This is a genomic window from Mesorhizobium sp. M2A.F.Ca.ET.046.03.2.1 (assembly GCF_003952425.1).
In the GTDB taxonomy this organism is placed as follows: Bacteria; Pseudomonadota; Alphaproteobacteria; order Rhizobiales; family Rhizobiaceae; genus Mesorhizobium.
Window position 1 is genome coordinate 1,352,869 of the sequence record NZ_CP034449.1, and the last position, 23,604, is coordinate 1,376,472.

Annotated in this window: 16 protein-coding genes and 6 pseudogenes; 5 read left to right on the top strand and 17 right to left on the bottom strand. The window is 56.5% G+C overall.

The window, feature by feature from the left end; translation table 11 throughout:
* Positions 1–711: 711 nt before the first annotated feature.
* The gene (locus EJ072_RS06510) at positions 712–2,097 is read left to right on the top strand and encodes a PLP-dependent aminotransferase family protein (RefSeq protein WP_126079015.1); all 1,386 of its coding nucleotides are present in this window, start codon (positions 712–714) and stop codon (positions 2,095–2,097) included.
* A gap of 224 nt (positions 2,098–2,321) precedes the next feature.
* On the opposite strand, the gene EJ072_RS37255 is transcribed toward EJ072_RS06510, so the two are convergent.
* Positions 2,322–2,453, bottom strand: coding sequence for a hypothetical protein (locus EJ072_RS37255; protein WP_281058980.1), 132 nt, complete (start codon positions 2,451–2,453; stop codon positions 2,322–2,324).
* Between the two features lie 142 nt (positions 2,454–2,595).
* Between EJ072_RS37255 and EJ072_RS36615 the strand changes: the two genes are divergently transcribed.
* A complete protein-coding gene (locus EJ072_RS36615) occupies positions 2,596–2,748 on the top strand; it encodes a hypothetical protein (protein WP_245467223.1) in 153 nt (50 codons plus the stop codon).
* Positions 2,749–2,871: 123 nt separating this feature from the next.
* Here the strand turns inward: EJ072_RS36615 and EJ072_RS36620 are convergent, their stop codons facing one another.
* Both EJ072_RS36620 and EJ072_RS06520 read right to left on the bottom strand, forming a co-directional pair.
* Positions 2,872–3,165 carry a hypothetical protein gene (locus EJ072_RS36620; RefSeq protein ID WP_245467224.1) on the bottom strand — a complete coding sequence of 98 codons (294 nt, stop codon included), beginning with the start codon at positions 3,163–3,165 and terminating at the stop codon, positions 2,872–2,874.
* Positions 3,166–3,275: 110 nt separating this feature from the next.
* Complete coding sequence (locus EJ072_RS06520) at positions 3,276–4,547, bottom strand: CapA family protein (RefSeq protein WP_126079016.1); 1,272 nt, start codon at positions 4,545–4,547, stop codon at positions 3,276–3,278.
* A 435-nt stretch (positions 4,548–4,982) separates the two neighbouring features.
* Here EJ072_RS06520 and EJ072_RS06525 point away from each other — a divergent pair, with 435 nt between their 5' ends.
* Positions 4,983–5,957 (top strand): LysR family transcriptional regulator, encoded by a 975-nt coding sequence (locus EJ072_RS06525; protein ID WP_126079017.1) that lies wholly within the window; start codon positions 4,983–4,985, stop codon positions 5,955–5,957.
* A gap of 118 nt (positions 5,958–6,075) precedes the next feature.
* Here EJ072_RS06525 and EJ072_RS06530 read toward each other — a convergent pair.
* Positions 6,076–6,235: pseudogene (locus EJ072_RS06530) on the bottom strand (ISNCY family transposase); the annotation flags it as partial.
* A 289-nt stretch (positions 6,236–6,524) separates the two neighbouring features.
* Positions 6,525–7,716, bottom strand: a pseudogene (locus tag EJ072_RS06535) (transposase).
* Positions 7,717–8,318: 602 nt separating this feature from the next.
* Here EJ072_RS06535 and EJ072_RS06540 point away from each other — a divergent pair.
* Entirely contained in the window at positions 8,319–9,062 is a 744-nt protein-coding gene (locus EJ072_RS06540) for a class I SAM-dependent methyltransferase (protein ID WP_126079018.1), read from the top strand.
* Between the two features lie 578 nt (positions 9,063–9,640).
* Positions 9,641–9,781, top strand: a pseudogene (locus tag EJ072_RS37260) (ATP-binding protein); the annotation flags it as partial.
* Positions 9,782–10,065: 284 nt separating this feature from the next.
* Here EJ072_RS37260 and EJ072_RS06555 read toward each other — a convergent pair.
* The 12 genes and pseudogenes from EJ072_RS06555 to EJ072_RS06615 all read right to left on the bottom strand — a co-directional run bounded on the left by EJ072_RS06555 (position 10,066) and on the right by EJ072_RS06615 (position 23,485).
* Positions 10,066–11,457, bottom strand: coding sequence for a hypothetical protein (locus EJ072_RS06555; protein ID WP_126079020.1), 1,392 nt, complete (start codon positions 11,455–11,457; stop codon positions 10,066–10,068).
* A 356-nt stretch (positions 11,458–11,813) separates the two neighbouring features.
* Positions 11,814–12,485 carry a hypothetical protein gene (locus EJ072_RS36625; protein ID WP_245467226.1) on the bottom strand — a complete coding sequence of 224 codons (672 nt, stop codon included), beginning with the start codon at positions 12,483–12,485 and terminating at the stop codon, positions 11,814–11,816.
* A gap of 5 nt (positions 12,486–12,490) precedes the next feature.
* The gene (locus EJ072_RS36630; RefSeq protein WP_245467227.1) at positions 12,491–12,847 is read right to left on the bottom strand and encodes a hypothetical protein; all 357 of its coding nucleotides are present in this window, start codon (positions 12,845–12,847) and stop codon (positions 12,491–12,493) included.
* 1,492 nt (positions 12,848–14,339) lie between these two features.
* A pseudogene (locus EJ072_RS06570) lies at positions 14,340–14,985 on the bottom strand (pyridoxal-phosphate dependent enzyme); the annotation flags it as partial.
* Between the two features lie 365 nt (positions 14,986–15,350).
* A complete protein-coding gene (locus EJ072_RS06575; protein ID WP_245467229.1) occupies positions 15,351–15,629 on the bottom strand; it encodes an exopolysaccharide production repressor protein in 279 nt (92 codons plus the stop codon).
* Between the two features lie 93 nt (positions 15,630–15,722).
* A pseudogene (gene fdxB, locus EJ072_RS06580) lies at positions 15,723–16,033 on the bottom strand (ferredoxin III, nif-specific).
* Complete coding sequence (locus EJ072_RS06585; protein WP_126079022.1) at positions 16,030–16,233, bottom strand: CCE_0567 family metalloprotein; 204 nt, start codon at positions 16,231–16,233, stop codon at positions 16,030–16,032. Before EJ072_RS06585 ends, fdxB begins: the two are co-directional and overlap by 4 nt.
* Positions 16,234–17,011: 778 nt before the next feature.
* Positions 17,012–18,166 carry a TlpA disulfide reductase family protein gene (locus EJ072_RS06595; RefSeq protein WP_126079023.1) on the bottom strand — a complete coding sequence of 385 codons (1,155 nt, stop codon included), beginning with the start codon at positions 18,164–18,166 and terminating at the stop codon, positions 17,012–17,014.
* A 22-nt stretch (positions 18,167–18,188) separates the two neighbouring features.
* On the bottom strand, positions 18,189–18,572 hold the full coding sequence (locus EJ072_RS06600) for a hypothetical protein (RefSeq protein ID WP_126079024.1): 384 nt from the start codon (positions 18,570–18,572) through the stop codon (positions 18,189–18,191).
* Between the two features lie 326 nt (positions 18,573–18,898).
* Positions 18,899–20,896: a class I tRNA ligase family protein gene (locus EJ072_RS06605; RefSeq protein ID WP_126079025.1), complete on the bottom strand. Its 1,998-nt coding sequence runs from the start codon at positions 20,894–20,896 to the stop codon at positions 18,899–18,901.
* A gap of 313 nt (positions 20,897–21,209) precedes the next feature.
* Positions 21,210–21,988 (bottom strand): annotated as a pseudogene (locus EJ072_RS37495) (phytanoyl-CoA dioxygenase family protein).
* 192 nt (positions 21,989–22,180) lie between these two features.
* Entirely contained in the window at positions 22,181–23,485 is a 1,305-nt protein-coding gene (locus EJ072_RS06615; RefSeq protein WP_126079026.1) for a lysine N(6)-hydroxylase/L-ornithine N(5)-oxygenase family protein, read from the bottom strand.
* Between the last annotated feature and the right edge of the window lie 119 nt (positions 23,486–23,604).

The following is a 23,604-nucleotide window of genomic DNA, read 5'->3' on the forward strand; positions in this document are numbered from 1 at the left end:
TTGCATGCTCCACACTGCCAGCGTTCGTTCGTATCTGGTCAAGCACGGTAGGTCCATGACTGTCGAATAAGGCCAATGCCGCATTGGCCTTTCCCCCTTGGAGGACGCGCTTTTCGTGATGGCTACTCGTGAATTCGACCAAGTTTATGAAAAAATTCGGTGCCCAATAACCACTGTTGGTTTGTCGACAGCGCGGAGCGTTGGTGTTTGGGGTCCCTCTCCTCCTTCACTCTCATCTAAGTCATTGCGTTGACAACGTGAATCCCTTTCAAAGCTCTTTCCGCGGCAGTTGGCACGATTCTTGTTGCTTTCTCATCACATGGTGGCGGAGCCGCCAACTGAACCGGGATCGCTGGACGAGTTGAGGAAAAGTAAATTTGTCAGGTCTGCTACATATGGCAAAATTTAGATGTCCTGATGTGGCGACCACGGGGCACCGAGCGTCTGACTTACGAGCCTCCGCTGGCGAGTGACGAATGCAGTGTCTCCAAAGGACCGCCACAGGCTTGTTCGACCCCTTGTTCTCAGGGACGCATTTTTCGGATGGCAGCCGTGAGGCATTTTCCTAGAGTGCAGTGTATTTCTCGACCACACTAGATAGATTTGCTGGCTCCGCAGTTATCTCTATCGCGTAATATTTGCTTTTCTGTAGGTTAACTATATTCGCCTTACCCCCGAATACAATATGGTAGGGCGCTCCAAGGGCACAAAGTGGCATACTGGCGACCTGACCCGGCGCACCTGCGACGCCCGGCTTATCTCTCACTTGCCGAGCAGATTGCTACTGCGATTCGCGACGGTAGACTGACTGCCGGCACAAGGCTTTGGCCGCATCGGAAGCTTGCACATTCCCTAAACCTTTCTGTTCAGACGATCAGCCGCGCCTATAATGAACTGATCCAGCGCGGGTTGATTTCGGCCCAGATAGGCCGCGGCAGCTTCGTGCAGATGCTCCCGAAGGTGTCCGCCTCCCCTTACCTACCCGAGCGTTTTCCCAATCTAATAGATCTTTCAATTTTGGAGCCAATTTGCGAGCAGATCCATTTCGAAAAGATGCGTCAGGCCTTGAGATGGCTTTCCGTCAACCTCGCATCGGACTCGGCTATGTCGCTCCGCCCGATTACAGTTCTCCCGCATCATCGCTTGGTCGGCGCCGAATGGCTTGCCTGTTGCGGGCTAAATGTCTCACCCTTGAACATCAGCCTAACGAATGGCGCGACGCCAGGTTTGATGGTTGCTCTGATGAGCGCTGCCCCACCTGGATCAAGCATTGCCACCGAGGTGCTCAGTCTTCACACGCTCGTGCCACTGTCGAGCTATCTTGGACTGCGTCTGCAGGGACTTGTGACTGATGAGGAGGGAATGATTCCAGAGGCGCTGGACGAAGCTTGTCGGAAGGGGCCGGTCCGCGCCGTGTTCCTCGAGCCATCGGTGATTAACCCCCTGGCGGCGTTGATGAGCGAGACTAGGCGCAGACAATTGGCCGACGTCGCGGCGCGCCATGACGTTGCTATTATCGAGAGCGATGTTCTCGGCCCCCTGGTCGAGGATCGCGCGCCACCTATTGCAGCGTTTGCACCTGACCGTACCATCTATATTACAAGTTTCACAAAAATTACGTTGCCTGGTCTTCGTTTAGGTTACCTCGTGACACCCGACCGCTATGTCGCTGCCGCTGCCAACCGCCATCTAGTTGCCAATTGGACGGCAACGCCAGCAATTGCCGACATCGCGACCCTTTGGGTCCGCGACGGAACTGCTTTGGAACTCGTTAAATGGCAACGCGAAGCCTTGAATAACCGTCATTCACTTGCTGCTAAGATGTTGTCCGGACTCTCCTATAACGCCCATCCGCAAAGCCTCCATCTTTGGCTGCCGCTGTCTCGCGGACATACCGAGTATTCCTTTGTCTCCCAGGTTCGGCTTGGAGGTGTTATGGTTGCGCCTGGCTCCTCATTTCGAACGACCGACCGAGACGGAACGCCCGCCGTGCGCATCTCACTCGGGTCAACAACGGAGGGTGAACTGCGCGCCGGTCTTGAAATCGTCGCATCTTCCCTACGGGGGACTCCAGAACCTTTGGTGCCAGTTTTTTGATTTCCTCCTCGGCGAGAAAACGCACGCATGACCAAGTTGTTCGAGGAGGAAGTGCTGCCGGTAGTACCTACATTCCGCGATACGCACGCGGTACGCGATACGCACCCGGTAAGAGACCAAGCTCGCCTAAACTCTTGAAAAGGGATCGAGCAAATCCAGCTCTGATCTCGTGGACTTCGGCTAGGCACCTTGTTGGGCAGAATGTTCGAGTTCGCGTCCGTGACCTACACCTTAAGGGCGGTTTCCGTCATCAGCGCCGCGCCTTCAGCGATCTTCTTCACCCGCTCGAATAGGTGTTCCGCCTCCAGCAAATGCGGCGAGCGCACAAGATAGAGTGATTCCGCATAGGCCGGCACGACGTTCGGCGCATCGCCGCCCGCGCTCTAGCGTAATACACGCGCGCATCGGAAGGCATGTGCTCACGGATGTAATTCACGCCCACGTTCATCAGCTCCACCGCGTCGAGCGCGCTACGGCCCACGTGAGGGAAACCGCCGCATGCGACGCGCCGCGGCCCGTGAAGCAGAAGCGAGCTTGGATGCAGGCAAGCGACGAAGCGGTTTGCACCTCGTCGACAACGTTGGGGTGCCAGCAGAAGGCGGCATCGAGATCATCGAAGAAACCAGCCCGCGCCATGAAAGTCTTGCCTGAGCCGCTCTCCTCCGCCGGTGCAGCCGTAATAGCGCACCGTGCCCGCGATGCCTTCCCTGCAAGTGCATCCTTCAACGCAACGGCCATGCCCGGACGCGCCCTTCCTAGTAGGCCTGTGCCCGGTCACGCCCGAAACTTGCGCGAGTCCCGGCAGCGCATCCAACTCCCCCAGAAAAACCGAGGATAGACCCGCCGCTTCCATGTTCCGCCAAGAAAGGCCGTGGGCATGCCGCCGACTTTTTTCCCGATGCGAAAGCCCTCTTGCTCCAGTAAGGCGATCTGCTCAGCGACCGAGCGATGCTCCTCGAAGGCGAGTTCCGGCATGGTCCAGATGCGATCACTTAGTGCACAATAATCGGCGCTCTTGGTGTCCACACGCCGGGCGATTTCATGAAGGCACAGGCGGTCGTTGTGCACTTCCTATTTTTTCTCATTGTCGGATTTGCGCACTTAGGATCGCGCGCTTTCAAAACACGTCCGGCGCCAATCATCGGGGTGCTGCGCCTGTTCGAGGCGCGTGGATGGGGCTACGTCCTCGCGGTGACCTCGACGCTGCGTCGATTTCCGTAGGGCAAAATAACCCGAGCATCCTCCACTACGATTCTTGTTCCATACTTCTGCGAGCGTCGAGACAGATCTTCCAGCATGGAATAAGCTAGCTCTTTTGAAGCGGGTACGGGCACAATACGCTCATGATAATTTTTGCTGCTAAGCCATTGCTCTCCCCCAATCACGATTGGAGTGAGGTCGATTGACTGCAAATGGTTTTTGCCATCGAAGCTGCATGTCGCGACGATGCTTTTCCAGATGTCCGGCGAACTCCATTCGTCCTCCCCTTCAGGTAGATGAAAAAGGAAATTTCCCAATCCATAGAAGATCGGAGCTCCCCGGTAAACTTCAATCGGTTGCAACACCGGTGCGCCGTGGCTGGCGAACGCGTTCGCTCCGGCATCAACACAAGATCGCGCAAAAGACTGAACCCACCCCGGAACCTCGCGCCAATCCGGTTCCCAATGATGATGGTGAAGGTAGGAGATGACGAAGGCACCTGCGGAGGAGGCCTTCCGGATCGCTGCAAGCTGAGCTTGTAGGCTTTCCTCATCGAGGATGATCCTGCGGCAGTTCTCGGGCGATCGGCGAAAAATGGTTCCGTAAAAGTCAATCTCATCGGACGATGTCGGTTCGCGAGGATCGTTCGGCTGCGCGTAGTTTCCGCGCTCCATAGCGTTGCTTAGGAACATTTCTTGAATGGCACGCAGGTTCGCGAATTTTTTATCATCCACCTCGAATACCCGCGAGACGTCGAGTTTGTTCACCCCTGGTCGAGCAGGACGGGTGTCAGTCGCATTGTCAGCATACATTATAGCTGGCCCGGGGCCGGCATCCATCGAGACGAGAGCGACCTTCCTCTTTCCGAATTGCTTTATACCAGCCTTACTCGCGTCGGTGGCATCCACGCCAATTCCAGCATGCAGAAACTCACGCTGGTCCACTTCCTCAAGCGTGGACAGCACTCCTGCAGGCCCAAGATCGAACGCATGATTATTAGAAAGAGCAAGTGCGCTAAAGCCAATATCCTTCAAACTATCTAAGACGACCGATGGAGAGCACTGGAAATAAGCGCCCTTCATTGGCCAACCACCATGCCGGCCGAGAATGGTGGTCTCTAAATTCGTGAACGAGACGTCTGCGTTCTGGATCAGTTCTTTAATTGCGGCAAATTCCCCACCCGATACGTGCCGGAGGTCATGGTAAATGAGAGACTGTCCAGTTAACGCAATAGTAAACGACGAGCGCATGATTTGAGTCGGACCTCTGTATATCAAAGTTAGCGGCGGCTTCCCTTAGAGCAAGAGAGACTGCAGTGAACCTGATAGGTACTTTTGGATCTAAGGAGATATTGCCGCCGAACGATTGTCAAACAACTTTGACGCGAAAGGTCACTTGTGCTTTGCCTTGGACGTTTGGTTGAACGCGCCGATTAAATCTGTGTCATCCTTTTAGGGTGTTCTCTTATTATGAACTCTCAGCGCCTGCCGGGTGGCCGATAATCTACTACATCAGATCTGATGCTTTTCCCTGACGTGCTCGATCATCTAGTTTGCATGCCGAAAGATGAGAGGAGCCGCAAAAATCGTCAATTTATTAAATTTTTGTGACGCCCTATTAATTTTCCTGATATAGTCACAAATGGATCCTTGGGCTATCGGCAGCTGCAAATTCGGGCAAACGCAATGGAAGAGCTTTCAGGCCGAAACAGCAAGCCCGCGTTCAGGTCCGCTCAGATTTTCCGGGAGATCATTAGGACCGGCTCCACAAGGCGGGCTGGCAGAGAACTCGGCATCACCCAGTCGGCCGTAAGCCAGTATCTCAAACTGTTCGAAGACGCTGTTGGCGAAAAGCTGTTCACGCGAGATCGCCGTGGCCTAATCCCCACCACACAAGCGATCGAAATTTATAATCGGCTCGACAGATACTTCGAGACACTAGGGCGCATCGAGAAGGAAATTACCAACTCTTTGCGCAAAAAGGAAAACCGTCTGACCATTGCCGCACCGCATATACTCTCGTTCGGACTCGTCCCGAAAATCGTTCTCGCGGTCGACAATCTGGATCCGTCACTGGAGTTTCACTTCAAGGCACAACGATACGATCAAATAGCACAAAGTGTGGTGACGGGGGAGGCCGACATCGGAATCTCTCGGCTGCCGTTAGACGAGCGCTTCTTTGAATGGCACATAGTGGCCGAAAGCAAAAGCGTCTGCGTATTGCATCCTGACCATCGTCTTGCTGATAAAGACATCATAACTGTAGACGACATTGCACATGAGCCGCTTATCCTTCTGGAGGCGGAATACGCATCGAACAAGATGGGAAACTTGACGTTCGGTAGGGGAGAATTTCCAGCAAAACCTAAGATCTATTCGGACACAATAGGCTTGGATGCGTCCTTTATCGCCTATGGAATCGGTATCACGGTCGATAATGAATTTATTTCGAAGCATTACCAAATGTTCGATTTGAGGATCATTCCTTTTGAGCCGGCAGCCACATACCATTATGTGGTATTTTGGCGCCGCGGCAGTGAAAAGTTTTCGCGCCACTCGGCAATTGTGGAGGCATTTATAGAGGTAATAAGGCGGGACCAATCATCGAGAGAACGACGCCCCGGTTACAAGACAGAGATGCTCGAGGCGGGCGCACGCTAGGTTGGTCTTCGTTCATAAACGCTTCTTTTCTAACGCATTACAGGCATTTAGCTTGTCCAGAAGGCATCGTCTGGTATGGGCGGGCGGGAGCGCGCTGGTGGTCGGCAAAATGTCGTCCCCAGGTCTCAGGCCGGATCGCGCTGATCGTCTTTTGCAGCACCGACTTCTGCGGGCTCGCATGGACGACGGCAGCCGCGCAAAGCCCGAAACGATGCGGAGTCCTCCATATGGAAGGGCAGCTCCTGATAACTCAGTTGGCGGTGCTGCGTGAGGAGCGCACTGCTTCGGCCGGCGGCCCTTGCTCGGGAACTCGACATCGTCGCCGAGCATCGCGACTAAACATGATCGTGTCGGACAACCTCCTAAGCGCGGAACGAAATGGAGCCTGCAGTCAAGGTCTCTCTGATCATCAGCATGCCCTTGCTGCGTGACGTTGGTCAAGTCGACGAACCAGGCGGCTTCCACCGGCAAGGAAAAGGTCTCGTCCACAGCAAACACTGGGTCCGCATGAAGACGGCCCTCACCGTCCTCAACACGAGCTTCTGATCCAGGCGGAAGACCCGAGCATTATCTACAGGGTCCTCGAAGCGATTGCCTCACGGCCCTAGCGGTGACAGAGGTTCTTCCACCTAGCACCCGCCTTCAAGAAGGGCCGGTAGTCGGAACCACCTTTGACGACAGCGTGCGCGACGCAGGCCATCTTGGCGATAGTGGGGGTCATTGCGTTGCGGCGTAGATCGGGATTGTCGCGATCCCTCGCAATGTAGCGTCGAACTTATGACGGAAGCCATTCTCGCGCTCGCGGATAGCGACTGGTCCGGCGATCCACAGGGTGCGGCGCAGCCGAGCATTGCCGAATTTGGAAAGGGGTCTGGCCGCAATATTGGCCTCACTGTTGTGTCGAGAGGTCCAGCCCGCAGAACTTTAGAAACTGGCGATGATGAGCGAAACGGCGAAGATCGCCGGCTCGGCAATGATTGTCAGCGCATTGATCGGCCCGATGCCGGGGATCTGGCGAAGGAGCTGATAATCCTGGCTGTGCCGCAACAGCTCATCGGCCTGCGCTTGGATCTAATTGCGTTGCCGGATCAGGCTGCGTGCCTCGTCAATGACCATCCATGCGAATGGCAGGCCATCAAGCGGCAGCGGCAGTCCAATCGGTGAGCGAGCCGTCTCGTAAATATCCACCAGATGTCTTGCTGACCTTGCGGCCGACGACATCCCCCGCTGCTGTCACAAATTCCTCCTTCGTCAGCGCCGTGATGCCTGCCGGCATCGGAAAGGCATGAAGGAAGGCGAAGAACCAATCGCTGCGGCTCCCCTGGAAGCGATCGATCCCGGGAAAATACAGCGGCAGGGAGTGCGTCAGGATACGGTGCTGGATCTCGGTCTTGGCCCTGGCGATCGCTTCGTAGTTCTTCGACAGTTCCTGCACGCCGTTGACGCCGGCGCGCAGCGGATCATGGTAGACCTGCGTCGCTTGGATCCTGAGCAGGTGCAGCATCACCTAAGCATCTTTGCAACGTTCTTGGCCTATCGGCCGGTGAATAGTTCCCCGGTCGCCTCCAAGACGCAGACCACAGGGCGGCCGTCCGCCTGCAGCACCGATCAGATGGTCGTGCTCAGCACGGGTGTTGAGGACCAAAAGGCGACGCCGGCGCTTGTGGCCCGGTGCTTCGATCAGAACTTCATTGCGCACCTTGGCAATGTCAATCGCTACCAGGACCGCGGCGGCGGGTGTAGAATCTGAAGTGGTCATGGTCGGTCTGTCCGGATTGGGTTGTGAACAATCACAGTTCTAGAGAAACTTTGACCGGCCATGGCCGCCTCGACAGCAGTGCGCGCCCGGTCCGTGAGAGCTAGCGGGTCCGGTCGGAGGCGAGCTGGAACTTGTGCATCTGATCAGATTTCGGGCGGGCGGCCGGCGCAGTGGATCACGCGATAGATGTGATCGGCGGAGCCTTTGTCGAGCTTCGTGATGGCGCTGATGCCAAGGCCCTTGTGGTTGCCTCGATGCGGGCGCAGGCGCGGCGTTCGGCTGGATTAACTTCATTCCCCGACTCTTACGCCAAATCAAAGTGCCCTTCGCGACGCAATTCTTGTCCGTTGCCTGACAAATGTCCCGTAGCGAACAGACAGAATCGAGAGCGAAAGCCAACTTTGTTGAACCAAAACGTTTTTTGCGTTGGCATAGCCTTTGCGTGCTCAAGTCGTGACGTTCACGAAGGAACAAAGCCATTCGATATTCACACAGATAATTGGGATTGTGACCCTCACAGCCACTGCATCATATTGTATAGAAAATGTATACTTTCGCATGTGACAATTCATCCTGGCAATCGGATAATCTAGGAGTTTCATATGACTGACAAATTCATCTACAACGAGGATTGGGCTTCCATCTATGAAAAATTTAGCATCCTACGAGGTAAAAGGGATGAGGCAGCGGAGACTGTCGCCTTTCTTGAGCCATGTGCGAGTGGAGGGAGTGCCCTCGAACTTGGTGTCGGGGACGGACGCGTTGCGGCGCCGTTAAGCGAGCGCGGCGTCAGGGTCGAAGGTATCGACAATTCGGACAGCATGTTGGAACTTCTCGCCAGGCGCACCGATCTGGTCAAAGCTTGGAAGGGGGATATTGCTAATTTCAGATCAGAGCGACGCTACAACCTGGTGTATTGCGTTTGGAACACGTTCCCGCTGCTCGTCACGCGCGAAACGCAAATAGCTTGCCTGCGATCTGCCGTGGAAGCGCTAGATGATGGGGGGATTATAGTGATAGACGTGGGCGTGCCGCCCTTGGATGGGCTCGTCAGCGGCCAGAAAACCAGTACTCTATTCGTGGATCATGAGAATACGATCCTCAATTCTGCCATCCACGACCCACTAACTCAGACGTTCGTTTCAACCCTCCTCTGGTTTTCCGGTACAGAGGTCAGACGTTTACCACATCGCGTTCGTTACGTTTATCATCAGGAGCTCGATACCATGGCCGAGTGCGTAGGACTGGAATTAGCGGAGCGCTGGGGAGATTGGACGAGAGGTGCATTTACCAAAGAATCCAAACGTCATATCTCGGTTTACCGGCGTAACCGGCCTCTAGTCTGAGGCTTAGCGATGGCAGATCTTTGATCGGTGATCTCGAAAAGCGAAAGAAGCCTCGATTTCGGGTATTTTGAATTTGCTTGGATATTCGCTATTCCCAGGGGTTCTTGGTCAAAATGGCGGGCAAAGCGCTTCATACCACCTTGATCGGAAGAGGCGCTTGGCATAGTTCGGCGGTCGTCATAAACATGCTTATGCCGGGCGCGGCATAAGCATGTCTTGATCAGCGTCGCCATCAAGCGGCCCGATCGGCACCGCTCGGAGCGTTCGAACAGCCAAGCCTTCCTGCCGGAGGCCATCTCGGGGTCATTCTGCCCATGTCGAGCAGGAGGTCGAAGTCCAGTATCGGTGGCACCCGTATTTCGGACGTCGGCTTCGCTGCGAGAACAGCGAAGAGCGCCCCGACGGCCGGATCATTCATCTCGTCGTCACCCAACGAGCTCAGCCGTGACGAGTGGCTCGGCCTGATGCTCGACCGCGAGGTCGCTATACGGGCCGACAAGCGCGTCCGGAACCGGCTCGCCTCGGCCAGGCTGCGCTTTCGCGAAGCCTGCATCGAGGACATCGACTTTGCCCCGCCACGCGGGCCCGTGGTCAAATGGCATGACCTGATCGCAGACCCTACCGACGCCGACGCCATTCTCGACAGGATCGTTCACAACGCCCACCGCATCGTGCTCAAGCGCGATTACATGCGAAAGCAAAGGCAGCGCCCCTCTTGACCGGCACCGAGAACGGCGAAATCAATCATCCATGAACGCAACAAGGCACCCAAGGACCGACGCCGGCAGACTGTCCGACATTAGCGAAACCACTGTCCGAGAATTAGCGGAACCCCTGTCCGGCTTTTGCGAAATGCGCACCCTAGGTGAAGCATCTGTTCGGGCGACAGCGGCTACACAGGCTGAAACTCATGGACAAATCGCCCATCCCGCCTCGCCATTCTCGTAGCCATGGTGGAGAGCTTGTCCGACGAAATGCCCCTCCCTGATTTTCAAAAAGGACTCTAAGTGCCAACGAGCCAAATAGGGCGATCCTGTAATGCTGTGCCCTCTGCAAGCCGCTCGCAAAGCGTTTGCCACAGCGGATCGCCGGTAAACGCCGGTAAGCTGCCCCACGCCTTATTCAAAGGCATCGCGGCGTAGAAGTCGATCAACTGCTCAAAACGGGAGCCAGGCTGGGCAATCAGACTGAAGGGATCGATAGGCCCAGGCAAGATCGTCCGATGCCCCCACATACCCGGCTCTTCGTCGGACGCTATCGAGGCGGGTAAGCTGCGATTTGCAGGTGACGGAAACTCGGCGAGGGTAGACAGCAAGGCTTGGCGCATAATGGGATAGTAGACGATCTGGCGACTGCCGCCGAGCGCCCGCAGTCCAGGAAGTATCGACGTCACCAAGAATGACAGGAACAGACTTGGTATGATCTCACCCTTATTCAAGGATGGCACGAGCGCGTCAGGCACACATCTTTGTGAGAAGGTCCTGTCTTCGGTCAAAAAGAGGCCTTCGTCCAATCGCAGGGGAAAGATGCGTCCTCCTGACAAATGCCAAAAGAAGTCGGTTGTCGTCTTCGCCCAACCGCTCCATTGGTCCCTATTAAACGACTTCAAATGAGTAAGCAGCCTCTTCGCAAAAGAGCCCGGTCCAAACAGCGTTGACGAAAGCCACGATGACGGATCGCGAAGATGCTGGGCAACAAGGTCCGCCACGTCCAGATCGTCGATTTGCAGCAACTGTAGGTCTGATGCGAAGAAGCGGTGCCAGAGGCTCTGATTGGCTGTTTTGATAGCATCGGCGGCCGAGGGAAACTCACCATCCGGGAGGTTCTTTTGCAACTCCTCGATTAGTAGGCTCGCACCTGTCATCTTTTCGGAACTCGTCAGAGCGAAGCGCTGTGGCGAATGGCGGCCGCAAATACTGAATGGATCCATTTTGCTGCGCGATAATCCGAACACATTGAGGGTTCTATCACCCAATCTCAGCCAACCGGGCCCCTTCTTCGCGCTTTCAGTGAATTTTACGGTCGAAGCCGAATAGGACACATACCAGCTGTCTTTATGGGAGCGAAGTCCCATGCCGCTAAAGACATGCGTATAGAATGCATCAGGTTCAACAATCAGATGACAATGTGGACCGGTCTGAATGACCGGTCGGCTGCGAAGCTGTTTACCGAGTTCGGCAATCTGCTGATGCCCATAACCCAGACGTAAGGCGCGATCTGCAAGTAGCAGTTCCATCTGTTCCAGCGCGTGCATGCGGACAGGATGAGCAGCGGATGGTTTCGCGTTATAAACGGCATGCGCATACGCACACGTTGGAAGAGTCGAGTACCGCGAAATATACGGCATAAGCCAAATCAACGCTTCGGCGACGGGCTTTGGAGACAACGACTTCATCGCATTCATCCCGTGATTTGAACCGACGTCTACTGTGTCAACATCGATCAAAACTCGGCCTTGTAGAGTTCACTCAATGACGACTTGGGCACAGGGCGAACGTGAAACTTTGGACGTTCGCGAACGTCAGCACCCCAAGGCCGAAGCCCCGATGACAGGTAAAATACCACTCGGCCCGCGTACTCAAAATAACAAGTGGTAAGGAACAGGCACGCAATGACCGACCCAAGACGACCAGGCGGCCCCAAATTGCCCTAAAAGCAGCACCTGAGATACAAATGCGCGCCAATGTTGGACGCGCAAGCGTACCGGCAGTAAATCGATCACACGGCAGGAGCTTCGGTCCTGGCGCAGCTTCACTCATCTGGTGAACGCCCCAAGCGTCGGAATGGTGGTAGTTCCACGGCTAATCCCGGTAGCTGACCGGGAGCTTCTATGTAGACATATTCGTTTGGAATGCAGGGCGGGGCCATCGACGAAATCAGGCGCCGCAGATTGTCCGCATTGTTGCTGGCAGCAAGGGTGTAGAAATTGCCGCAATTCCATGTCACGCATCCGTATTTGAAATACTCGGCCAATGCTGCTGACATATCGTTTAGCGTCGTCTCGTTGAGATTCATCCGTTTGAGAATGACCTTATTTTTATTTTTGATTTCCTCAGGTTTGAAGAAACGCGCCTTATATCCGTGGTCTTTTTGAAGCTCACGGCGCAGATATTCGTCGCCTTCAATTTGCCTGAATTTTTCCAAAAAGAGGAATATCCCGTCTTCTTTCAGTTGTCGTTTCACAAACCCAACCTGCTCCCGTCGATTGGGCGAATACATTTGGAAAGTAGTGTCTTCTAAGATGATGTCGAATCCGTCGGAAAAGTGCTTTAAACTTGGGGTCGACGCTACTCTGCTCCTCGTGAGGTGGTGGAATGGGCCGAGGAAGAAAGTTGCATGGGCGGGTTGTCCGTGGAGAAAGAAGCTCTCTTCGTTTTCCTTATTGGGGCTGCACGAAAGGGTTTGAATCTTGCCGTTGCCCAAGCGCCCTAGCGTACGGGCAAGTGTTCCTTCGGCGTCCCCCAGCACATAGAAGCGAGCGGGGTTTTCATCATGCCCAATGGCAAATCCATACCGTAAGAGGGCATCACCAACGCGAACCGCCTCCTCGAGGCGATAAGGGATACTGCCAAATAATGAGGGTCGAAACGGCCCCAGAGCTGGCGATGTACGCCAGTGAAGCTTTCCAGTGACACATCCCCCTGGAAAAGGCGCGCATCAACGCTCGGCATTTTGATGGGAACTCCTGATTGTGCCGCAGCGGTTGCCGAAAAAAAATCGGCCATTTCATTCAATCGCGGTGCCTTATCGCACTCGGCAAAAAAGTCTCGCATCTGCGGTTCCATTTCGCGCTCCCTAGGCGAGTTGCTCGACGCACCACTACACCAGTGCGTGACAGTGGGTCACATTGTGGGCCGGCGGGTCCAAGTTCCGAAAAATTTCGGAGTGGTCTTTATCTTCCTCGGCTACTGGGCCAAGGCTTCCTCAGGTATGGTGCGTGGAATCCTGAGACGAGTATCGGATGATCAGGAGGCAACGTTGAGAAGCCTCCGGCTGCACGTCGGCAATTTGCCGCTGAACAAAGACAGACTGAGACCCCGATGCACTCGAACTCCGAGGAGGCGTAGTCCCACGTTACTTCCAGACCAGAAATGATTTCCTGATTAGCAATAAAATCGTAGGCTCCAAATCGGTTCGGCACGATCGCTAAGTTGGGATTACAAGAATGATTCACAACGACGGCGGGCTCCTCAAACAGAGCATGGACATCCCAGTCCAGTTGGATCGAGTTTGTCGTCCGAATTCTTTCCATCCGGTCCAGCAGCCCGATGATAACAACCTCTCCAGGTGAGAAATCGCGAGCAGAGAATACGCCGCGGCCTTTATCGTCACCTGTAGAGAGGACACTTACGTTGCGGGCATTCAGTAGTCTTACGCACCCGATATCGTCTGTCAAGATAGACGCTCTTTTCGTTACGTGTGGCGCCGGCATTGCAAATTCCCTATATATTATGGAGGCCCAGAGAGAGCCTTAACTGTGTTGCGTGCGATATAAGTTGCTTCTTCATTGCCGCCTGCAAAAATCATGGTCTGGTATGCTTTGGCAACTTTGTCTCAATGCCCAAGGACCGCGTCTCTATTAGACGCACATTTCTTCAGCTTCCGCTCAATCCCACATAGAGCCAAGCCTATTTTGGGACGTGCTGGAGTTGCCGACCCTTTCCGAAAACGACGTGACGCCGCCTCTGACATTCCTTTCCTCCGTTTCCATCCATCTAGGTTACTGCGACATGAACGCCCCTCCGGCGCTCTCGCCGCCTTTCACCGAAGACTTCAAAATTTGTGCCAATCTGAAAGATTGAGTCGAAGAAGAATTTTTGAGCTACTTTTCAGCTATTTAACCTAGCGCAACAGGAGATCGACTAAACAAGACTGCTTGGCGGACCCGACAAACCCGACAGAAGATGTCGGAAGGTTTCGTATTTGTTCGTAACGTCGGGCATGACGCGCCTTGGTCGACCTGACTGGTCTCATGCGTGCTCTTATGAGAGCACTTAGGGGTGGTGACTCAGATCACGTTGCTCACGGGGCGCGAACATCGGGTGCCCGCACTGGCGCCAGCAGGGAGGCGAAGTACCACCCTACTATTCGTGTGGAGTTGGCAAGGGAGCCGGGGAGTATTTCGCTGGAGCGACGCCCCCAACCCGCACGGGTGATCGCGCTGGCCCCCGCGCTTCGAGATTAATGTAGCTGAACCGCTCGCCAGCTGGATTGCCCCCCGCGAACTCGCGTGATTGGCAATTGGCATCAGTCGCGAGCTTCAATTACGGTGGCTACTCCTATCTCGACGAGCCCCGCCGTGTGTTGGGCAATACGACGGACCTGCGCCCTGGTCTTTTGCGGGACTGGCAGAGGCATCGATACCGAACCGTGTGCTGTCGACCATCGTCGGCGAATCCGATGATCATGCCGCAATGCGTTGAACCGGTACAGTGCAAAGCTGCTTCTCCTGAGCACGCACTGCGCGGCAAAACCCCACATAGCCAAGGCCACCGTATTTGTGGACAGAGGCGCCGCCGGCTGGTACCGCATAAGACATCCTAAAGCGCTTTTTTCCCAGTTGCGGCGGATGCCGATGTTAAAGCCCTCGTCAACCAGGCGCACCTCTGCTCCCATGATGGGCTCAAGAGAATATTGCCGACCCGGTCGCAGACGGCACTCATGGGAACCCAGCTCTCCTGAAACAGGAGACATTTCATGCCGATCTTGGCGGCAACGGCGGCGACCATCCGCGTGTGGTCGGGCTGCAAGCCGCCGATGGTGACGAGCGTATCGGCACCCGACGCGATCGCGTCGGGGATTATGTTTTCGAGCTTGCGCAGCTTGTTGCCGCCCAACGCCATACCGGAGGTGCAGTCCTCTCGTTTGGCGAAGATTTCTACCTTGCCGCCCAGAGGCTTGCCGAGCCGGTCGAGCTTCCCAATGGGGTTGGGTCAAAAGTGAGCGGATAGGGTTCGAATTTTCCGGCATGTTTTGTTCGATAGCACGTGAGATTGAGCTAACCTAGCAATGCACGATGCACGAGCTGTTCCAAACGCTTGTTTGACTGTGATGTCGGCTGCATTCGGATCTTCCAAAAGGGGACCACTGTCATGTTTTCCGGCCCTTCGTTCGAAAGCGCGACGAAGCAACGTGCGTGCCCTGCCCAGCGATCGACCACTAATGTCTATGGGACCGAAACTACATTCCCTGCGTTAGAACGATGAGAATGCCGCCTCCTTCGACCATACTAGGCGCCATGACCTCACTAATCGAACTTGAACAAAGTAAATCTGGGCTCTGATCTTGTCACAGCGCCTCAAGGGAGGAGCAGCAATATGCCGAGCGTTTGATTGCGCTGGGCCCGTCTTGAGTTTCATTCTTTCGCTCGTCATCGTCGGGCGACTGGTACCGAACTTCCTGGGATCTATCGAAAACAGAGCTTTGCTCCGCTTTGACAGCGCAGCTGGATCGCGAAATCAGAAAGAGCACACTTGCGAAATAACCCAGCTGAAGAAGTAGCGAACAGCCCAGCGTCGTGACGACTGCTAGACGGAACGAATAATGCGAGGCGAAGTAAACCGTCACAGCGTTGCCGCACAGGACCAGCCCGAGGAGCCGACAAAAATGTGATGAAGCGCAATGCCGTTCTCCTGGTTTTGTCTCGTCAAATCATGCACCTCATGCTGCGATCTGGTCGGCCGCGACATGGGTCTGGCAGTTCTTTGGGCAGACGCGGCCGCAGGCACCGCAGCCAATGCAGCGGCCGGCATGGTCGACAACCATGACCATGCGATTGAGCTCACCATCGAAATCGTCGTTTCGCAGGCGCCGAGGATTTCACCCGCGTCATCGACACCGTAAAGATGCATGACCTCGCGCGAGCAGACTTTGAAACAGCGGCCGCAGCCAATACAGACCATGCCATCTATAGCTATCAGGTATTGCGGCACCCATAAGGAGCCGTTGCGGCTGAAGAATGTGCTCCTCATCGCAAAGTCTTCATTTTGGCGAGCTCTCCCCTGGCACCATCCAGCTCGGCGTAAACGGCGTGCGTCTTCTCGGCGACTTCCTCTATCTCAATCCATTTGACCGGGAGACCCTCGGCAAGGTCGCGCAAATTCGTCTTGGCTATTGCCGCGCGCAGTTGAAGCTTTCGGACTTTTTTCGTCCTCTCATCCAGATTTGACATGATCCTTCCTCGAAAATCGGTTTCTTCACGCCCGCGCCACGTCCCGATAGGCAATAGCTGCGGTCGCATCGCCGACCAGTTTCGCCCCGGTATCTGCGAGTTTCCGGAGAGTCTCGAAGCCGAACCGATAGACGCCTCGACAGACCGACGAACTGCCCGACCGTGAAAGTACGCGCCCGGAGCACCGGTCGGTTTCATTTCGTCTGAGCGCTCCTCGATCCCAAGCTCCACTACGGTCTAAAACATGCCGAGCCGCCCAGCGCGTCCGGATCCGGATCGCCAATGATCGGATATTCCGCTGCAGTTCCTTGGTGATGATGAAATTGGCCAGCAACCCGGTGTCCGATTTCCCTTGGCGTGAGCCATTGAAGGCGAGCACGGATCAACCGCGGGAGGCGTACGGCGGGTACGGGCGTCGCCCCGTCCGTGTGACGGCAGGGCCATGCGCCGCGTGCGACGTTTGGTTTGCTCGATTTCAGTGCTCGATTTCTGCTTTCGGGTACGCCAACTCCGGGCCTGGTTGCGCAGCCGACGTCCGACCTGGCCGGGCCGATCCCACGTCGATGCCTTCCCTTCGGGCTGACCACTCCTGGGTCGTGACGTCTTCCGATAGGCCCAAGTCGGCTCGAGCATCTCTTCCGCGCCGATCCGGTGAGAGGTACTCAGGTTCGAGCCTAAACGATCCATCCCTGTGCTGCCTGGGCATACTTGCCGCGGGCGCCCCGCGGAAACTGGCGGATTGACCAGGGTTCTTTTTCACTTGTCGTCTCTTCGCTCATCAGGCGACTGTGCTTTGATTTTCAGCGGCCGTGTTTTGCGGAACCACGCAAAGATCCCCGGAGCATGCGTTCTCACCCGTGTAGTTGGCCAGGGCTTGGAGCAATGCGGTAAGGCAGTATTGTTTGATATGGTCCGGCATCATCCCTGGATTCCCCAGAGATTTCAGCGCCACCTCGATCAACTCGATTGCGCGACCCTTGTTGCCGCTCTCGTAATAATACTGAGCGACCGGGACGTACCACCGGAATTTAAGAGGCCCCTCGCCGTGTGGGGGATTCAGTGTCAGTATCTGTTCCGCGAGCTCGTGGCCCATCGCGAAGCGTTCAGCACGGGGGATATGTGAGTTGTCAATCGCGGGATCGAAGAGTTGGTTCAGGGCCATGACCATCCAAGAGACGGCATCGAATTTTTTGTCGATGGCGTCCTCGACCAACTGGCGCATGACGGGCAAGCCGGTCTGCATGTCGCGCAGCTTGTGAAGCAGTAGATTCGCGTGCGTTTCCCGGAACCCGCTATAATCGGGCACTAAGGCGAGGCCTTCTTCGATGGCCGAGACCGCCGCCGTCCAATCCTCGGCCTGCATCGCCGGGTGAAGCTTGGCGTAAATCGGTCGGGTCAGTGCTAGCTCGCGTGCCTTGGATTGGTTAGTAGCGATCCGCCTTGCATCGGCGCGTTGAGCTTCATCGCTGTTGCGCCAACTGCCGTTGAGAACCTTTGGCAAAACGTCATCGAGTTCCGCCGGATGTCCTATGAAAGCGATGAGGCCGTCGCGGTCGACTAAGAACGAGGCGGGAATCCCCAGAGATGAACTGGGTTCCATCCATAGTCTATTCATTTCGCCTGTGTAATCGAACGCGATACGATAATTCAGATTCGGGAATCTCTCTGTCAGCCAAGCATCCAAGCTAGTCCGCGTCTCCTCGGCGGTCGGGCCCTTTTCCCCAGCTGCGACTCCGATGACCTCAAATCCGCTGTCTTGATACTTCTCCTGCAACTGCGTCAGATGGGGCATCACCGCCACACAGGGTGCGCACCAAGTCGCCCAAAATTCCAGGAGGTACACCTTGCCGGGGTGAAAGTTGGCGAGGGGCTCGCCACGCAGCCAGTCGTCCACTTTGATCGGAGGAGCCGGGGACTCCTTATGCAACACCATATTGTTCTCCAAAGCTCTATTCTCACACCTTTCGGGCGTTTCTGACGAGCCGGTTCTCCTCTGAGAAATGGAAGAAACCGGTTCGGTGACCAGCACTCGTCTTGTGCGTTCGCATGCGGCTAGTCCTCACCCATTGTTGCCGCATCTCAACCAGCAATGGTCGTGCCAGCCCGCTTAGTGAGCGTAAGTGTGTGGTTAGCTCGGAAAACCTTTGGGCGTAGAACGCGGTCGATTGTTTTGAACCCGACATGGTTCCTGCCGCTGTCTGGTTTTCGACACGCATCACTGATGCTTCACGCTTGAGAACCGAAGACAGCTTGGCTGTCTCGCCTGGGGCAATGTTCGGCGTCGGCCCGTCTAACAGCATCATTTCGGGGCCGGTCGAAAGTGCGCGGGCGATCTCCACGACCGGCTCCCGCCTGCAGCCACTGCGTCCTGGCCTGCTGATGGCTGAGCCTTCCTTCTTGGGCCGGGTCGGTGGGGCGGTGAGGCCCAGCGCGTCGACTGCGAGCCGCCGCCGTTACCGCATATGATGTTTGGCCAGACGGCCGATCCCGCATTCACGAGCCGATATTTCGTGAAAGAGCTTTGGAAGCATTGCAGGTTCCTGCGTAGACCACCCGCTGCTGCGGGCATTCGCGACCCCTTCGCTGAATAGGAGGGTCCAGGTGGGCCAGTCTGGTCTCGATTGTCTGGTGGCAGCCCGTAGAGATGTCGGATATGCCGCGCCGATCAAGATTCGGATGGCGCAAAGGCCTTCGGATTGTCGGATTTCGCGTAGAACCCCAGTACGGGCCCGATATCAAAGATCGTCCCTGGCGGAAGGCGCCGGACGGACGCAGGCCATTTTTCGGTTGAGACGCCGATGCCTCTCGCAAGCATGCTGGCAAATCGGGGCATCAGCGGTGCGAGTGTCTGCGCCAGGATCGCAGCGGCTGTAGCCTGAAGCGCGAGCGAGGTCCGGGTGCGGGCGGGATAGAGACGTCGCGCCGCTTCGTAGTCTTGCGCCTGACGGTAGATCAGGCAATCGCGCACGAAATCGCAGGCCTGCGCGGCCGCGCGCCGGACCGAGAAGCCATCATCCGAATAGGCGCGTTCCATCGCCGCGCGATGGATCTCTATCCGAGCAAAGAAAGCGCGATCGGCGGGACCCCAGTCGCCTGCGTCGGGCACGCAGCCGCCAAAATCCTGCTTGATTTGCCGGTGAAGCGCATCAAGCCATTTCAGCCAAGTTCCTTTGAACACCTCGTTCTCGGTGCGGCGTAACGCGTTTAGCGTAAAGTTCGTCCGCTCACCTTCCGGGCGTGTCAGGCCCAAATGAAGACGCACGGCGTCGACTGTCTTTAAGCCCAAAACCTCCTTGCCCCAGACCGCATGGGCGCGGCTGGTCGAGAACTTCTGGCCGTCGAGCAGATAGAACTCGTTCACGTGATACCGGATACGCGGCGTCCAGTGGGAGAACACCTCAGCGTAAAGCGCGGGGTAAAGTAGCGCGTGGTAGAAGGAATTGTCGAAGCCGAAGAAATGGACAATCTGCCAGTCATTGCTGGGCATCGCCGCATTCCAGTCGCGCCCCAGCAAGCCAGCTAGCGCCTGGATGTTGTAAAGGAATCCGAAAGCCATCTCCGGCCAAACCCAGATCCGCTGCCCCGGAAGCCCTTCGGCCGGCAGGCCCCAGTCCGAGGGGTGGGTGATGGGCACGGAAAAGTCGCCGCGTTGGCGTACACGCGCGAAGAGGTCCAAAATCCGAGCGGGAGCGCCCGACGCCCTTAAATGCCGGTCGATGTCGTCGTAGCATCGATCCAGCGCAAGTTCGGGACGGCGCACGGAGCCGACCACCGGCGCCTCGGCCGAGTGCCGCGCCCGGACTGCACCTAGGTCGTGGCATAAGTTCGGCGCGCCGCATTTCTCGCAGATGTTGCCACTAGTGGAGCTGCCGCAATCGGGGCAGAGGCCGCTTACATCCGGTTCGTAAAGGTAATCGCCTGTCACTGCATCAAATAGCGCACGGCTCTGGCGCAGATCTACCGCCGGGCTGCTCAGAAGAGTGCGGAAACATGTGGCTTGAAACTCGGCGTAAGCGTCATCCCCCAACGTGGACAGGAAGCTGTGGACCTCACAGTCGAGAAGCGCGAGCGTGGCTATGATCTCGTCGGCGTAGTGGCGCGCCACCTTTGCGGGCGTCGATTGATCATCGGCACGCGTGGCGACATAGCTCTGGTGATCGTCGCTCCCAGTCAGGTGGTAGGCTTCGGCCCCATTCATGCGCAGGAAACGCGTGTAGACGTCGGCGCCAAAATACGGGCCTGAAAGATGCCCCAGATGCAGATCGCCATTGGGCGTCGGCGGCGTGGAGAAGACGAAGATCGGCGTGCGGGGAGCCGCGACCTGTGCAGCAGCTTCGAGGGCGGCCTTGCCGTCGCGCCAGTAGACATCGACGAAATCTAGGTCTTCGTCCCCATCATTGCACAGCACATGCGCTTCAAAGGGGTGGAACAGAACGACGTCGCCGGCTTTGACTGGGATTTGCCGAAGGTCGGTCCGGACCTTGCCCACCCCGGACAGGACTACGAAGGCCTCGATTTCGTCGTGCCGATGAGGCTCGGATGTGACCCCCGGTGCCACCTTGCCGAATGAAAACCCGGTGCCCGCGCTTCCCGTTCCAAGCGTGGCCATGTCGATACCGAACGCACGCGACAGCTCCGTTCGAGAAAACCTGTATTTGCGCATGACGAAGCTCAGCCGTTGAAACAGTGGTATCTTCGGCTGCGAACGCGACAGCCTCTGCTGCAAGTTGCGAAGAGAGGCGGCAGCCCGGTACCGGTTGGCGGCCCCCGCGAGAACAATCCGGCTCCAGCCCACAGGCGGGCGAAGACTGCGCGCCAGTAGGAATTTGCCGTCAGCGAAGATCGCCCGGTGACTACCTCCATACGACGTGCCGAAGCGTCGTAACGCGACTGCGGCGATGCTCCAGTAGCCCACAAATCAGAACGCCATGCTGCCCGCATTTTTAGCGTCGACCAGTTTCATATGCATGCCTCGCTCAGTCGCGATAGAAAATGCCGTTTGGCGGCTTGAGATTGTCTAGATCAGCCACTTTGCCCTCGGGCGGATTAAGAGCGCGCTTAAGCACGTTGTATTCAGCGCGGGTCGGTCCACCGGTCGAAGCACGCTGGAACACCAAGTAGAGCGTTCGCCGCGATCGATTGCTTTTATTCGGCTGCGAGTAATGCGGTGCGTAATCGTCGAAGATGAAGATGTCCCCAGCCTTCCATTCTATGGGTTCCCAGGAGAGTTTCTCGGCGACCTCAGGATCAATCACCCCGTCGGCATCCATGGAAAATACTCCCCTGTTGTGGTTCCCGGGCTAAAGAAAAGGCCGCCATTGTCCGGGTCGGAGTCGTCAATGCCTATGGCGACGACCGCATGGACCATCCGGTCGGGGAGCCTGTGTGGAATGTGATAAATGTCCTGATGCGGGCGATAGCCGCCGCTGTCGGGGTAGTGGAAAATCAGCAACTCCTTGAGCCGGCGCGAGCCTTCGTCAAGCAGCTCCTCGACCGCAGCGTTAATGCGCTGATCGGCGAGGAGCAGATCACGCAATGGATCATGGAAGTCGAGAAAATTCTCGGCCTTAGATGTGATCTTTCGATTATCCGTCGTCTTCTCGAACCACAGCATCCATTTGTCATCGCTGACGTCCCAGCCTGAAATATTATCAACAAAGCTGGAGATACGCTCCACAGCCGCGGGATCGAAGAAGCTTTCGATCCTGACATATCCGTCTTTCTCCCACTTTTCTCTTTGTGCATCAGTCAACATGCGAAAAGCCTCCTGTTGGAAAGACTGGTTGGTCGAAAATTTCGGTTAGCGCAATCGGGCGCTGGTCAGGTTGTGGGTCACGGAATCAGTACTCCACGGCATATGGGCGACGCTAAGGGGGTCGCGCTCGCCGGCCTTCGCCGCAGTGAAGGCGTTCCTTGGATGCCACCGCCAACTTCCTCAGTCGCCCGGTCATATCCCGCTGCCCATTTCTTCTGCGACGGTGTCGGACCAGCACTCGACTGAGGTAGGGCGAATGAAGCCGGGATGCTCAGGGTTGGCACGCGGCGCGCGCCCCAGAAGGCTGTCGAGGATGCGACGCGCTCGCCAGGCCAGCAGGCTTAGATTCGGGTCAGCCAGCCCACGCTGTCCTAGGCTCGCATTCTGTACGAAGATGCGGCTGTCACGCGGTCCGTCCCAGCACACTGAAAAATCTTCGCGAATAGCCAATTCGTTGTCGATCTTTTCAAGCCGGTTCGCGATCGGTTCCAAGAAGCCTGGCACCGCGTTCTCGTAACCGGTGGCCAGGATGACGATGTCGGCCGTGACTTCTTCAACCTCCTCCATGCCATGCTGCAGGGTGAGTCTGTGGCCCTTGCCGGCGTTGATGCAGTGCGAGACAGTGCAGCCCGGCCGCAGTGTGATTTCGCATCGGTTTGGCTCTAGAAATGCGTGGCGATATAGCGCCTGGTAGATCGCGCGCAACGTGCTTTCCGAAACGCCGTCCGAAGCAAGCACGAAGCGCCGCAAGAACAGCTTGCGCTGCGACTCGCTCATTGCCGCGAAACGATCCGAAAAGCAGGGCATGAACAACTCGTTTGTGAACGGGCTGTTGTCGATAGGAAGGTAGTTTTCCCGCTGTGATACCCAGGTTATCGAGACAGGCCGCCGTCCTTTTGGCAGGCCAACAAGGTGCAACAGCACCTCGGCTCCGGACTGTCCGCCGCCGACCACGCAGACATGGCTATTGTGCACCTCAGGATGAATGTGCAGCAATTGAGATGAGTGAAAAAGGTTGCGGCCAGCCCAGCCTTGAAACTGAGGCGGAATATGCGCCTGCTTGCCAATACCAACCACCAGGTTTCTGGCGCCGAGAACCGCCTTGTCGGTGCGCACCCGAAACTCACCGTCAAAGCGGATTTCGCGCACCGTCTCGCCGCCGCGGACAAGCGGGTTCCTGTGGAAGGCCCAGTTCAGGTATTGCTCGAACTCAGCTCTGAGCACCGCTTCGAACTGTGCATTCAGGAAGTGGTACAGACGCCCGTTCTCATGCAGGTAGTTCACGAAAGTGTAGGCTGATCGCGGGTTCACCAGCGTGACCAAATCCTTGAAGTGGCTGACCTGGAGCTCCGAGCAATCGAATGCGCTGCCTGGGTGCCAGCGGAAGTCGACTTGCCGATCCAGGAACAGTGCCCGTTGCCCAATTTGCTCGTGCATCTGGCACGCCAGGCTCAAATTCGACGGCCCAGCTCCCACTCCAATGCAAGAGAGCTCCACTTGTCTTGCTCCTTTAGGTGCTTCCCAATTGAGTGATACTCGCGAGGAAAATCGGCTCGGGCCATCGGCTTCAGAGTCTCCACGCGGACCATCTCGACTTCGGTGCCGCTGGATTTGCT